This window comes from Micromonospora globispora, from assembly GCF_003857015.1.
Classification (GTDB): Bacteria; Actinomycetota; Actinomycetes; order Mycobacteriales; family Micromonosporaceae; genus Micromonospora; species Micromonospora globispora.
Genome location: NZ_QGGF01000614.1, coordinates 1 through 11,629, shown reverse-complemented (window position 1 = coordinate 11,629; position 11,629 = coordinate 1). Strand labels below are relative to the sequence as shown.

Genomic DNA, 11,629 nt, shown 5'->3' with positions numbered 1-11,629 from the left:
GGGACCGGTGGCGGCCGCCGGCGTACGAGCTGTGGGGGCGGCACCGGGGCGCCGAGGTGCTGCTGTTCAGCAGCGACGACGAGCGGCAGTTCGGCCAGGTCACCCGGGCGCTGGAGCGCGCCCGCGAGGGGGTACGCCGCGGCGGCGGGTGGAAGGACCCGATCGCCGCCGCCGACCCCTGGCGGCCGAACCGTTGACCGCCCCGCCCGGATCAGCCGGCGACCGGCTCCGGCGTACGGGGCTGCTCGGGGGCGAGCCAGTGGGTGACCCGGCGCTCCGCGTAGAACGACACGAACGGCACCGTGCCGGCCAGCATCACCAGCAGCATGCGCTTCAGCGGCCAGTCGGCTCGGCGGGACAGGTCGAACGTGGCAGCCAGGTAGAGCATGTAGAGCCAGCCGTGTGCGGTGCCGACGACCGCCACCACGGTCGGGTTGTCGAAGCCGTACTTCAGTGGCATGCCGATCAGGACCAGCACCGCCAGCGCCACGCCCACGATCCAGGCGATCACGCGGTACCGGGTAAGGGCTCCGCCCACCTTCGTCCGTCCTTCCGACCGGCCTCAGCCGGGATAGTCACCGGGCCGGGCGCCCGGATTGGCGTTCAACCATGACAGGTAGCGGTTGTACTCGGCGAGGTCGCCGTCCTCGGCCCCGTCGGTGGGCACCGGCACCCGGCTGACCCGCACCGGTCGGCGTACCCCCGGGGTGGCGGCCGGCGCGGAGCCGGCGGTCGCCGACGGCGCCGCGGCGGGACCGTCGGTCGGCGCGCCGCGCAGTGTGTGCCGCACCTCACGCCACCAGACGAACACCACGAAGCCCGCGAAGATCGGCCACTCCACGGCGTACGCCCAGCTCAGCGTGTTGCCCGAGGCGGCGCGGCTGATCTGCCACCAGCCTAGGCCGAGGAATCCGACGACCAGCACGACCATGGCCACGTGGCGGGCGATCCACGCCGGTGTCCAGAGCCGCTTCATGCCTTCGAGGGTACCGGGACGACCGGCCGTCTCCGACGCGGTGTCGTAGTCGGCGCCCCGACGCGGGGTTTGGTGGCACCTGGTGTGGGCATCCGTCTAGACGCCAGCCCGAACGAGACGAGGGGGCGACGATGACCGAATCAGTACGCCAGACCGGTGACGCCAGCCCGGAGCAGCGGTTGCCCGAGTGGGACGGCGACCACCTGCAGGACACCGCCGGCAGCGCGGACGTCGATCGCGAGCTGCTCGGGGTGGATCCCTCTGAGCTGGGCGACGAGGACCTGATCCGGGAGATGCAGAGCCTGCACCGCACCCGGCTGGACACCCTGCGGCACGCGGCCGACTCCGCGCTCGCCAACCACCTGCGCCGCACGGCCGAGCTGGAGACCGAGTACCTGGCCCGCCACCCGGGGCGAGAGGTCGACCCGAGCCGGCTGCGGGACGCCTGATGGCGGCGCACGCCGAACGCGGCATGTCCGCGCCGCCCGAGGTGGTCTTCAACACGGCCATCGACCCGCATCGCGCGGCCGCCTGGCTGCCGGAGCCGCTGCGCCAGGACGGCAGCCGCCGTCCCGAGGTGGTCAGCGTCGAGCAGATGCGGGCCCGCTGGTGCAGCGACTCCGCGCCCGACTGGTCGGCGGAACTGGAGGTGGAACCCGCCGACGCCGGTGGTGCCCGGGTCCGGCTGGACCTGGCCGGCGGGGACGTCGACGGGCTCGCCGAGCAGACCCTGGCCAGTCTCGCCCGTGAGGTGGCTGACAACCTCACCGCCGGCTGACCCGGCGACCCTGCCAAGACGAACCGAGGAGACCGCGGGTGACCGAGAGTGGCCTGAAGCAGAAGGTGGCGCGGCTGCGCCAGGCGTACGCGCCGCACGAGCACCGGCCGCTCGGCGGCTACCTGGTGGCGATGGGCACCTACGCCACGGTGACGGGCGCCCTGGTCGGGCTGGTCCGGGCGACCGGGCGGCCGGTACCGGAGCGCCCTGCGGCGGGGGACGTGGTGCTGCTCTCCATCGCCACCCACAAGCTCAGCCGGCTGCTGTCCAAGGACGCGATCACCAGTCCGCTGCGCGCGCCCTTCACCCGCTACGACCACCCGATCGGCAGCGGCGAGGTGATGGAGCAGGTCCGTGACCAGGGCAGCCCCACCCGGCACGCCGTCGGGGAGTTGGTGAGCTGCCCGTTCTGCCTCGCGGTCTGGGTGGCCACCGGGCTCACCGGCGGACTGGTGTTGGCGCCCCGGCTGACCCGGCTGGTGGCGACCGCGCTGACCGCGGTGGCCGCCTCCGACTTCCTGCAGATGGGGTACGCGGTCGCTCAGCAGGCGGCCGAGGGCGGGCACCACGGCGGGGAGTGACGGGGACACGGAGAAGGGGCCGGCGGGATGCCGGCCCCTTCCTCATGCCTCCGTCCGGTGTTCGCGCCCGACCGCTCGCCGGTCAGGTGGCAGACGTGCCGCTGTTTTCGCCGTCCCAGCCGCGTGGCGCCTCGGGTTCGCGCGTCTCCTCGTCCTCGCCGGTGATGATGTCCTCGTCCACCGCGGTCTCCTCGTGCTCGCCGGCGAATTCCGGGCTCGCGTTGAGGTCGGCCGGCGCGTTCGGCGGCTGGCCGAGTGCCTCGATGTGCTCGTGCGGCTCCGTGCGGTCCGTCATCTCGCTGTCCTCTCCGTCGTCGAGCCCCCGGGTCAGCCCGCGGTCCCGCCCAGCAGATCGGCCGCCTCGTCCACCGAGTACTCGCCCTGCGGGAGCGCCGCGATCCGGGTGAGCAGGTCGGCGGGAAGCTCCGCGGCGACCGCGCGGCGGTAGATGTCCGCCTGAGGGATCCGCTCCTGACCGTGGTAGATGTCGTCGAGCAGCTCGTCGAGCTGCCGGGTCTCCGGCTGGTCGGTCACGGGTACGTCGTCGGTCACCTCGATCAGCTACCCGTGCCCGAAACGGTCAAACGTCGCCCGCTGCGCGGGCCGACCACGTGACGGCGGACACGGAACGGGCCGGAACACCGGACCGGCCCCGGTCGTTGTGCAGAGCGTCGGTGTGCCCAGTGTCCCCGGGCCTCACCTAAATTGCCTTCGCGGAATACCGTCCGGCTGGAGCCGCGTCGCGCCACTCGCCGAGAGGCGACCTGCACACCGACACCCAGCGCCGCCCCGGCCCCCCGGCCGGGGCGGCGCTGCGCTTTCCCGCCGCCCCGTTCCGGCCGCCCCCGTCCCGGCCGATTGATCATGGAGTTGGCGGCAGTCTTGGACATCCACATCGCCGCCAACCCCATGATCAACCCAGCGGGGTCAGGCGGGGGTGGGGAGGGTGGCGCGGCGGGTGCGGACGGCCACGGCCAGGTCGGTCAGGACGTCGGCGGTGGTGTCCCAGCCGAGGCAGGCGTCGGTGATCGAGCGGCCGTACTCCAACTCCCGAGTCGGGTCGAGGTCCTGCCGGCCGGGCAGCAGGAAGCTCTCCAGCATGATGCCGACGATGCCGCGCTGGCCGGCGGCGAGCTGCCCGGCCACGTCGGCGGCGACCAGCGGCTGCCGCCGGTGGTCCTTGCCGCTGTTGTCGTGGCTCGCGTCGATCACCACGCGCTCCGGCAGACCGGCCGCCCGCAGCAGGTCGAGCGCCGCCGCCACCGACTCCGCGTCGTAGTTCGGCCGGCCGCCCCCGCCGCGCAGCACCAGGTGCCCATCGGCGTTGCCCCGGGTGTGCATGATCGCCGGCGTGCCCGACACGTCGATGCCGGGGAAGACGTGCGGCACACCGGCCGCCCGGATGGCGTCCACCGCGGTGGAGATGCTGCCGTCGGGGCGGTTCTTCATGCCGATCGGCATGGAGAGGCCGGAGGCGAGCTGCCGGTGCACCTGGCTCTCCACGGTCCGCGCGCCGATCGCGCCCCAGGCGACGGTGTCGGCGATGTACTGCGGGGTGATCGGGTCGAGGAACTCGCAGCCCACCGGCAGGCCGAGGCGCAGCACGTCGAGCAGGAGCGCCCGAGCGGTCCGCAGGCCGCTGTTGACGTCGCCCGAGCCGTCCAGCCCCGGGTCGTTGATCAGGCCCTTCCAGCCCACCGTCGAGCGCGGCTTCTCGAAGTACACGCGCATGACCACCAGCAGGTCGTCGGCGAGCCGGTCGGCGACCTCACGCAGCCGGCCCGCGTACTCCAGGGCGGCGGCCGGGTCGTGCACCGAGCACGGGCCGACGACCACCAGCAGACGGTCGTCGGCACGGTCCAGCACCCGGCCGACCGCACGCCGACCGGCCAGCACGGCGTCGGCGAGCGTCGCGTCCAGGGGCAGGTGGTGGTGCAGCAGGGCCGGGGTGGTCAGCGGCACGACACGGTCGATCCGCTGGTCGATGACCCGATCGGTGTCCGGGGTCGTCACGGTGGGGTTCCTTCCGCCGACCGTGCCCCCGGTGCCGGCGCCCGGGGTCGAGCCGGCTGCTCGTACGCAAAAGGGCAGGGATTGAGTCCCTGCCCAGCCGGCTCGAAGAGGAGTGACGTCAGATCATGGTGAAGTCACCGGCTCCTCCAGCCGGCTGCCTAAACCATCGATACGACCGCGTCACGTCCGCCAGCCTACCCGACGGGACTCCGAAGCCGGCCTTCCGTTCCGCGATGCGGTACGCGGGGTATGGGGGTCGGCATGAGTCACGAGCAGAGCGACCAGGAACGGGTGGAGTCCCGGGCCCATCTGCTGCCCGAGGAGGCGGCGGTGGGCAGCGAGGACGCCGAGGCCCAGGCCGACGCCATCCTCACCGAGTCGGACATCCGGGAGGAGGACCAGAACGCTGCCCCGGACACGGTTCTGGAGCACCGGACCTCCGATCAGACGGTGACCCCCATCGAGCCGCCCGACTGAGCCGACGCGCCCCGGGCCCGGCGGGACCCCCGGTAGGTCCGGTCGCGCAGCCGCGCGATCGGGCCCTCCGCCCACAGGCCCGCCGGCACGTTGTTGATCGGATCGAAGGCCAGCGCGGTGTCCTCCCGGGCGCCGCGCTGGCCGTCCAGGCAGACCTGGCCGAACGGCCGCCACGGCCCGACCACCGACGCCACGGCCAGCACCAGCCGCGGGCCGTCGTCCCGGGTCGCCGCGGCGGAGACCTCGGCCAGGCTGCGGCCGAGGTCCGCCGAGTCCGGGTCGGCCAGCGCGGCCAGGAAGAGCCGCCGCCGGCCCGCCCGGAAGGACATGATCGAGCTGTACGTCCCGGTGAACCTGCGCCGCGGCAGGGGCAGGTGACGCAGCACCGGCGCGGCCCCGCTGGAACTCACCAGCAGGTCCACCGGGGGCTCCGGATCCCGGTGCAGCCGCACCCCCAGCCCCAGCACGTCCGGCCAACCGGCCGGGGTGGGCACCCCCTTGGAGAGGCGTACCGTCGCCGGCCACCGGCTCGGCAGGTCCAGCAGCGGGACACCGGTCGGGGGTCCCGGCGTACCCCAGATCAGCACCTCGCCGGAGAAGGTGCGACCGGCCGGGTGCAGCAGCCGGGCGTGCCGCCATCGGGCGAGGACAGTGGCGGCGCGTTCGGCGGCGGAGGGCGCGGGGATGGGCATGCTCCGCGTGTACCCCGACGCGGGCCGTCGATGCTGCCCGCTCGTCACCTTTCCGCCCCCGAGATCGGATAGCGTCGTGCCATGCCCGACAGCGGTTACCCCTGGCCGATCGAGACGACCCGACTGGACAACGGCCTGCGCGTGGTGGTGAGCGAGGACCGCACCGCCCCGGCGGTGGCGGTCAACCTCTGGTACGACGTGGGTTCACGGCACGAGCCGGAGGGGCAGACCGGCTTCGCCCACCTCTTCGAGCACCTGATGTTCGAGGGTTCGGCGAACGTCGCCAAGACCGAGCACATGAAGCTGATCCAGGGCTCCGGCGGCTCGCTCAACGCCACCACCAACCCGGACCGGACGAACTACTTCGAGACCGTCCCGGCCGAGCACCTGGAGCTGGCGCTCTGGCTGGAGGCCGACCGGATGGGCGGCCTCGTCCCCGCGCTGACCCAGGAGACCCTGGACAACCAGCGCGAGGTGGTCAAGAACGAGCGCCGCCAGCGCTACGAGAACGTCCCGTACGGCGACGCCTGGCTGCGGTTGCTGCCGCTGCTGTACCCGCCGGGCCACCCGTACCACCACGCGACGATCGGCTCGATGGCCGACCTGAACGCCGCCGCGCTGGCCACCTTCCAGGGCTTTCACACGACGTACTACGCGCCCAACAACGCGGTGCTCACCGTGGTCGGGGACGCCGACCCGGCCGAGGTCTTCGCGCTGGCCGAGAAGTACTTCGGCGCCATCCCCGCCCGGGACGACATCCCCGCCGCGCCGGACGGGCGGACGGTGCCGGCGACGGGGCAACCGGCGGTGGAGGCGGTCACCGCCGATGTGCCCGCGCCCCGGGTCTACGTCGCGCACCGCACCCACCCGTACGGCACCACCGGGTACGACGTGACCACTGTGCTCGCCACCGTCCTGGGTACCGGCCGGGGCAGCCGCCTCTACCAGCGCCTCGCCGACGGGGAACGGATCGCCCAGCCGGACCTGGTCGGGGCGTACGGGGTGGACCTGGCGCACGGGCCCGCGCCGCTGATCGCCACCGCCACCGCCCGCCCCGGAGTGTCCGCCGAACGGCTGCGCGCCGGGCTGACCGACGTGGTCGACGAGCTGGCCACCGTGCCGGTGACCGCGGCCGAGCTGGACCGGGCCAAGGCGCTGCTGAGCACCCAGTGGTGGCGGCACATGTCCACGGTGGACGGCCGCGCCGACGTGCTCGGCCGGTACGCCACCCAGTTCGGCGACCCGGCGAAGATCGGTGAGCGCCTGCCGGCCTGGCTCGCGGTCACCGCCGAGCAGATCGCCGAACAGGCAGCCGAGCTGCTCGGTGCCGCCGATCGGGTGACCCTTACCTACGTGCCCGAGGAGACCCCATGACGCTGATCGCCACCCGTCCCGGCCCGGGCGCCCCCCGTCCGTACCGGTTCCCGCAGGTGGTCCGCCGTACCGTCGCGGGTGGTCAGGTCGTCGCCGCGCACCTGCCCGGGCAGAACCTCGCCGTCGCGCTGCTGCTGCTCGACGCCGGCGCCGGCCGCGAGCCGGTCGGCAAGGAGGGGCTGGGCGGCGTGCTGGCCAAGGCCCTGGAGGAGGGGACCTCGCAGCGGGACGCGACCGCGTACGCGCTGGCCATCGAGGCGCTCGGCACCGAGCTGGTGACCGTGCTGGACTGGGACTCCTTCCAGGTCAGCGTGCAGGTGCCAGTGGAGCGGCTGAGCGCCGCCGTCGAGCTGCTCGCCGAGGCGGTGCGGACGCCCCGGCTCGACCCGGCCGACGTGCGACGGGTCCGCGACGACGAGGCGACCGCGCTGCGGATGGACTGGGCGAACCCGGGGCCGCGGGCGGAGGCGGTGCTGCGCGCCGACCTGTTCGGCGCCGAGAACCGCTGGGGCCGGCCGATGTACGGCGACCCGGACTCCGTGGCCGGGCTGGACGTCGACGACGTGACGGTCTTCCACTCCGAGTGGTTCATCCGGCCGGGCACGTTGATCGTGGCCGGCGACCTGGAGCGGATCGACCTGGACGCGCTGGCCGCGGCGGCGTTCGCGGGCGCCGGCGGCGGGCCGGTGGAGAAGGCCGGCCCGATCGAGGTGTCGCTGCACGACCAGCGGCGGATCATCCTCGTGGACCGGCCCGGCTCGGTGCAGTCCACGCTGCGGCTCGGGCACCCGTCGCCGCACCGCGCCCACCCGGACTACGTGCCGATGACGCTCGCCGGGACGGTGCTCGGCGGGGCCTTCACCTCCCGGCTCAACCACCTGATCCGCGAGGTGCGCGGCTACACGTACGGCATCCGGGGGGACTTCGCCGCGTCCCGGCGCTTCGGCCGGTTCGCGGTCAGCTCCGGGGTGCAGACGGCGGTGACCGCGCCGGCCCTGGTGGAGGCGGTCGGGGAGATCTCCCGTACCGAGCTGACCGGGGTGACCGAGGACGAGCTGGCGGTGGCCCGCTCCTGGCGGGCCGGTCAGCTCTCGGTCGAGCTGCAGAGCCCGCGGGCCATCGCCTCCGCGCTGACCACGCTGGTGGTGCACGACCTGCCGGACGACTACCACGCGCGGCTGCGCGAGTCGCTGCTCGCCGCCGACGTGGAGCAGGTCTCCGCGGCGGCCGCGACCCACCTGCACCCGGAGTCGCTGACGCTGGTGGTGGAGGGCGACTCGGCGGTCATCCGGGACGAGCTGGTCGCCAGCGGGCTCGGCGAGGTCGTCGACCACACCCCCTGACCCCAGCCCGGACGCCAGGTCGGCGAGGTGGCCGTGTCGGCGTGCCGGGACACCGCCACCTCCGACACGTCGCGGTGTGATTCCGGTCGCTTCGCCCGGCCGCCGGCCACCCGGCCGGAGACGCGGATGCTCCGGCCCGGGGCCCCGGCGACGGGTGATTCTCCGGGGTGGCGCGCTGATCTGCGGGGTCGTTGCAGGTGGCGGGCCTGGTCGCCGGCCGGCGGTGGCCGGTGGCTGGCGGCCCGCGCGGTGGGAAAGCCTTCCCGGTCGGGCCGCCCGGCTGGGTAGCCTCGCGGGCATGAGGATCGGCATTGTGGGGGCCACCGGCCAGGTCGGTGGCGTGATGCGGCAGGTGCTGGCGGAGCGCGACTTCCCGGCGGAGCAGGTGCGGTTGTTCGCCTCGGCGCGGTCGGCAGGGCGCACCCTGCCGTGGCGCGACGGCGAGGTCACCGTCGAGGACGCGGCCACCGCGGACTACCGCGGGCTGGACATCGTGCTCTTCTCGGCGGGCAAGGGCACCGCGAAGGAGCTCGCTCCCCGGGTCGCCGAGGCCGGCGCGGTCGTCATCGACAACTCCTCCGCCTTCCGGATGGACCCGGAGGTGCCGCTGGTCGTCGCCGAGGTGAACCCGCACGCCATCGCCGACCGTCCCAAGGGCATCATCGCCAACCCCAACTGCACCACGATGGCCGCGATGCCGGTGCTGCGCCCGCTGCACCAGGAGGCGGAGCTGGTCGGCCTCGTCGTCTCGACGTACCAGGCCGTCTCCGGGGCCGGGCTGGCCGGCGTGGCCGAGCTGGACGAGCAGGTCCGCAAGGTCGCCGAGCACGCCAGCGGGCTCGCCTTCGACGGTTCGGCCGTCGAGTTCCCGGCACCGCGCTCGTTCGCCCGGCCGATCGCCTTCAACGTGCTTCCGCTTGCCGGTTCGATCGTCGACGACGGCTCGTTCGAGACCGACGAGGAGCAGAAGCTGCGCAACGAGAGCCGCAAGATCCTGGAGATCCCGGGGCTGAAGGTTTCCGGCACCTGTGTCCGGGTGCCGGTCTTCACCGGTCACTCGCTCCAGATCAACGCGCGCTTCGCCCGGCCGATCACCCCGGCCCGCGCGGTGGAGCTGCTCGACGGGGCGCCCGGCGTGGCCCTCTCCGACGTGCCGACCCCGCTGCAGGCCGCCGGTCAGGACCCGACCTACGTGGGGCGGATCCGGGCCGACGAGACCGTCGAGCACGGCCTCGCCCTCTTCTGCTCCAACGACAACCTGCGCAAGGGCGCCGCGCTCAACGCCGTGCAGCTCGCCGAGCTGGTCGCCGCCGAGCGCCGCTGAGCCTCGGCCCCCGCGCTGCCAGCCCTCGCGCTGCCAGCCTTCGCGGTGCTGGCGCCCGCGGTGCGGCCACGGTGGGCGCTGGCTGCTGCCGACGGTCCCGGTGCGGCGGGGCCCTCCCGTCTCGCCCTTCCGGCGGCGCAGCGTCGCGTCTGCGTCGCCGTCCGCCTAGCGGTGCGGTGAGATGGACTCGGCAGCGACGACCCGACGCGGAGGACGCCATGGCGGACGAGAAGACCGAGCAGGCCCTGACCGACCTGATCGCCGGGCGGTGGCTCGGGGTGCTGGCCACCATCAAACGGGACGGGCGGCCGCAGCTGTCCAACGTGGTCTACTCCTTCGACCGGGACCAGGGCCTGATCCGGGTGTCGGTCACCGACGGCCGGGCCAAGACCGCCAACCTGCGACGCGACCCCCGGGCCAGCTTCCACGTGAGCAGCGACGACGGATGGGCGTACGCGGTGGCCGAGGCGCGGGCCGAGCTGACCCCGGTGGCCGAGCGACCGGACGACCCGACCGTGGCGGAGCTGGTCGGGCTCTACCGGGCGGTCCAGGGCGAACACCCGGATTGGGACGACTTCCGGCGGGCCATGGTCGCCGACCGCCGGCTCGTGCTGCGGCTGCACGTCGAGCGGGTCTACGGCGTACCCCCGCGCGGCTGACCGGGCCGCGTTACCCCCACCGGTCCGGCGGGTAGACGGCGGTGCCGACACCGAGAGGGGAGCACCATGACAACGGTCGGAGAGTTCATGACGACCCGGTTGGTGACGATGGACGGCAACGACACGCTCACCGCCGCGGCGCAGGAGATGCGGGACAGCGCCATCGGCGACGTGGTGGTGACCGAGGGCGACAACGTTGTCGGCATCATCACGGACCGGGACATCACGGTCCGCGGCGTCGCCGAGAACCTGGACCCGAACACGACGCCGCTCAACCAGATCACCAGCAAGCACGTCGTCACGGTGAGCCAGTACGACGACGCCGTGGCCGCCGCCGACCTGATGCGGACGTACGCCGTCCGTCGGTTGCCGGTGATCGACGACGGCCGCCTGGTCGGCCTCATCTCGATGGGTGACCTCGCCGTCGAGCGGGAACCCCAGTCGGTGCTGGCCGACATCAGCGCAGACGAACCCAACAACTGACCTGACCGCCGCGGTGACGCCGGCTCCCGGTTCGGGGGCCGGCGTCGTGGCCTCCGGCCTCAGTCAGTGTCGACTCGCACCCGCACCTCCGTTGCGCCCCGGGCGGCCCCGACGGTCTCCGCCTCCGCGTCGACCTCCCGGCCGATCCGCTTCGACAGCCGGGCGAACGGGGTGACGGTCAGCTCCAGCCGGCCCCGGGCGGCCTGCCGGGCGCGCCACGTGCCGGCCACCTCGCCCGCCACCAGCAGCGCGCCGGGGTTCCCCAGCATTCGCCAAAGCTGCTGCTGGTGGGCCCGCTCCGGCACCAGCAGATCCCGGTCGCGGGCCTGGAGGAAGGGATCGCCCGGAGGCAGCAGGCGGACCAGCGGCCCGGGCTCGGCTGTGCGCAGCGCGTCCAGCCGGTCCGCCGACAGCCAGGCCGACCGGCCGTCGACCCGCATCTCGGCCAGCCCGCTGGGCCAGACCCGGCGTAGCTCGGTCGCGGTGGTGCCGAGGAAACCGGCCACGTCGCCGACGGTCGCTGGGCCGTGCAGCCGCAGGTAGGCCAGGACCAGCGCCGCCGTGCCGGCCGCGGCCTCGGGCGGGCCGGGCCACTGAGCCAGCGGCGCGAGCCGGGCGGACCGCCCGGACACCACCAGGCGTACCCCGCCGGCGAGGCCGGCCTGCTGGAAGAGGGCCCCGGAGACGTGCCGGGCGGCGCAGGCCCGGCAGTCGTAGCTCAGCTCGGCCGGGATGTGATCGCTGACCGCCCGGCTCACCTCGCCCTTGTCCATCTCGGTGCTGACGACCGCCCGGAACGCCTCGGCGGTGGCCCGGAACGCGGCCAGCCCCAGCGCGGCCCCGTCCCGGATCTGCCCGGCGATCTGGCGGGCAGATCCGGGACCTGTCTCTTATAAACATCTGACGCTGCCGACGACCGCATAAGTGTA

At 73.9% G+C, this 11,629-nt stretch carries 17 protein-coding genes; 10 read left to right on the top strand and 7 right to left on the bottom strand.

Features of this window, described 5'->3' with window-relative positions:
- The coding region (locus tag DKL51_RS30850) for a DUF6232 family protein (protein WP_221623268.1) at positions 1 to 197 on the top strand (197 nt) is incomplete at its 5' end.
- A 14-nt stretch (positions 198 to 211) separates the two neighbouring features.
- On the opposite strand, the gene DKL51_RS30845 is transcribed toward DKL51_RS30850, so the two are convergent.
- Positions 212 to 538: a DUF3817 domain-containing protein gene (locus DKL51_RS30845; RefSeq protein ID WP_109944655.1), complete on the bottom strand. Its 327-nt coding sequence runs from the start codon at positions 536 to 538 to the stop codon at positions 212 to 214.
- Positions 539 to 562: 24 nt separating this feature from the next.
- Complete coding sequence (locus DKL51_RS30840) at positions 563 to 976, bottom strand: hypothetical protein (RefSeq protein ID WP_109944654.1); 414 nt, start codon at positions 974 to 976, stop codon at positions 563 to 565.
- A 131-nt stretch (positions 977 to 1,107) separates the two neighbouring features.
- Between DKL51_RS30840 and DKL51_RS30835 the strand changes: the two genes are divergently transcribed.
- The 3 genes from DKL51_RS30835 to DKL51_RS30825 are packed head-to-tail and all read left to right on the top strand — an operon-like array spanning position 1,108 to position 2,335.
- Complete coding sequence (locus DKL51_RS30835) at positions 1,108 to 1,425, top strand: DUF6158 family protein (RefSeq protein ID WP_109944653.1); 318 nt, start codon at positions 1,108 to 1,110, stop codon at positions 1,423 to 1,425.
- Positions 1,425 to 1,754: a hypothetical protein gene (locus tag DKL51_RS30830; protein ID WP_109944652.1), complete on the top strand. Its 330-nt coding sequence runs from the start codon at positions 1,425 to 1,427 to the stop codon at positions 1,752 to 1,754. The genes DKL51_RS30835 and DKL51_RS30830 overlap by 1 nt, the downstream gene beginning before the upstream one ends.
- 38 nt (positions 1,755 to 1,792) lie before the next feature.
- Positions 1,793 to 2,335 (top strand): DUF1360 domain-containing protein, encoded by a 543-nt coding sequence (locus DKL51_RS30825; RefSeq protein WP_109944651.1) that lies wholly within the window; start codon positions 1,793 to 1,795, stop codon positions 2,333 to 2,335.
- Between the two features lie 82 nt (positions 2,336 to 2,417).
- On the opposite strand, the gene DKL51_RS30820 is transcribed toward DKL51_RS30825, so the two are convergent.
- The 3 genes from DKL51_RS30820 to DKL51_RS30810 form a co-directional block, all read right to left on the bottom strand.
- Positions 2,418 to 2,630, bottom strand: coding sequence for a hypothetical protein (locus tag DKL51_RS30820; RefSeq protein WP_109944650.1), 213 nt, complete (start codon positions 2,628 to 2,630; stop codon positions 2,418 to 2,420).
- Between the two features lie 32 nt (positions 2,631 to 2,662).
- On the bottom strand, positions 2,663 to 2,887 hold the full coding sequence (locus DKL51_RS30815; RefSeq protein ID WP_109944649.1) for a hypothetical protein: 225 nt from the start codon (positions 2,885 to 2,887) through the stop codon (positions 2,663 to 2,665).
- Positions 2,888 to 3,262: 375 nt separating this feature from the next.
- Positions 3,263 to 4,348 carry a 3-deoxy-7-phosphoheptulonate synthase gene (locus DKL51_RS30810; RefSeq protein WP_124813041.1) on the bottom strand — a complete coding sequence of 362 codons (1,086 nt, stop codon included), beginning with the start codon at positions 4,346 to 4,348 and terminating at the stop codon, positions 3,263 to 3,265.
- A 261-nt stretch (positions 4,349 to 4,609) separates the two neighbouring features.
- Between DKL51_RS30810 and DKL51_RS30805 the strand changes: the two genes are divergently transcribed.
- Complete coding sequence (locus tag DKL51_RS30805; protein WP_185734979.1) at positions 4,610 to 4,825, top strand: hypothetical protein; 216 nt, start codon at positions 4,610 to 4,612, stop codon at positions 4,823 to 4,825.
- On the opposite strand, the gene DKL51_RS30800 is transcribed toward DKL51_RS30805, so the two are convergent.
- Positions 4,792 to 5,517 (bottom strand): phosphodiesterase, encoded by a 726-nt coding sequence (locus DKL51_RS30800; protein WP_109944646.1) that lies wholly within the window; start codon positions 5,515 to 5,517, stop codon positions 4,792 to 4,794. The two genes, DKL51_RS30805 and DKL51_RS30800, sit on opposite strands and share 34 nt — an antisense overlap.
- A gap of 81 nt (positions 5,518 to 5,598) precedes the next feature.
- Between DKL51_RS30800 and DKL51_RS30795 the strand changes: the two genes are divergently transcribed.
- The 5 genes from DKL51_RS30795 (at position 5,599) to DKL51_RS30775 (ending at position 10,700) form a co-directional block, all read left to right on the top strand.
- Positions 5,599 to 6,891: a M16 family metallopeptidase gene (locus tag DKL51_RS30795; protein ID WP_124813039.1), complete on the top strand. Its 1,293-nt coding sequence runs from the start codon at positions 5,599 to 5,601 to the stop codon at positions 6,889 to 6,891.
- Entirely contained in the window at positions 6,888 to 8,234 is a 1,347-nt protein-coding gene (locus DKL51_RS30790; RefSeq protein WP_124813037.1) for a M16 family metallopeptidase, read from the top strand. The genes DKL51_RS30795 and DKL51_RS30790 overlap by 4 nt, the downstream gene beginning before the upstream one ends.
- A gap of 298 nt (positions 8,235 to 8,532) precedes the next feature.
- Entirely contained in the window at positions 8,533 to 9,558 is a 1,026-nt protein-coding gene (locus tag DKL51_RS30785) for an aspartate-semialdehyde dehydrogenase (RefSeq protein ID WP_109944643.1), read from the top strand.
- Between the two features lie 218 nt (positions 9,559 to 9,776).
- Positions 9,777 to 10,217 carry a PPOX class F420-dependent oxidoreductase gene (locus DKL51_RS30780; protein WP_124813035.1) on the top strand — a complete coding sequence of 147 codons (441 nt, stop codon included), beginning with the start codon at positions 9,777 to 9,779 and terminating at the stop codon, positions 10,215 to 10,217.
- A 66-nt stretch (positions 10,218 to 10,283) separates the two neighbouring features.
- Positions 10,284 to 10,700: a CBS domain-containing protein gene (locus DKL51_RS30775; protein WP_109944641.1), complete on the top strand. Its 417-nt coding sequence runs from the start codon at positions 10,284 to 10,286 to the stop codon at positions 10,698 to 10,700.
- A gap of 59 nt (positions 10,701 to 10,759) precedes the next feature.
- On the opposite strand, the gene DKL51_RS30770 is transcribed toward DKL51_RS30775, so the two are convergent.
- On the bottom strand, positions 10,760 to 11,527 hold the full coding sequence (locus DKL51_RS30770) for a DNA glycosylase AlkZ-like family protein (RefSeq protein WP_260428730.1): 768 nt from the start codon (positions 11,525 to 11,527) through the stop codon (positions 10,760 to 10,762).
- Between the last annotated feature and the right edge of the window lie 102 nt (positions 11,528 to 11,629).

Excerpts from the sequence above, each read along its gene's own strand:
- DKL51_RS30840 (WP_109944654.1), bottom strand. The coding sequence starts at position 976 with ATGAAGCGGCTCTGGACACCGGCGTGGATCGCCCGCCACGTGGCCATG.
- DKL51_RS30835 (WP_109944653.1), top strand. The coding sequence starts at position 1,108 with ATGACCGAATCAGTACGCCAGACCGGTGACGCCAGCCCGGAGCAGCGG.
- DKL51_RS30830 (WP_109944652.1), top strand. The coding sequence starts at position 1,425 with ATGGCGGCGCACGCCGAACGCGGCATGTCCGCGCCGCCCGAGGTGGTC.
- DKL51_RS30820 (WP_109944650.1), bottom strand. The coding sequence starts at position 2,630 with ATGACGGACCGCACGGAGCCGCACGAGCACATCGAGGCACTCGGCCAG.
- DKL51_RS30805 (WP_185734979.1), top strand. The coding sequence starts at position 4,610 with ATGAGTCACGAGCAGAGCGACCAGGAACGGGTGGAGTCCCGGGCCCAT.
- DKL51_RS30800 (WP_109944646.1), bottom strand. The coding sequence starts at position 5,517 with ATGCCCATCCCCGCGCCCTCCGCCGCCGAACGCGCCGCCACTGTCCTC.
- DKL51_RS30795 (WP_124813039.1), top strand. The coding sequence starts at position 5,599 with ATGCCCGACAGCGGTTACCCCTGGCCGATCGAGACGACCCGACTGGAC.
- DKL51_RS30790 (WP_124813037.1), top strand. The coding sequence starts at position 6,888 with ATGACGCTGATCGCCACCCGTCCCGGCCCGGGCGCCCCCCGTCCGTAC.
- DKL51_RS30785 (WP_109944643.1), top strand. The coding sequence starts at position 8,533 with ATGAGGATCGGCATTGTGGGGGCCACCGGCCAGGTCGGTGGCGTGATG.
- DKL51_RS30780 (WP_124813035.1), top strand. The coding sequence starts at position 9,777 with ATGGCGGACGAGAAGACCGAGCAGGCCCTGACCGACCTGATCGCCGGG.
- DKL51_RS30775 (WP_109944641.1), top strand. The coding sequence starts at position 10,284 with ATGACAACGGTCGGAGAGTTCATGACGACCCGGTTGGTGACGATGGAC.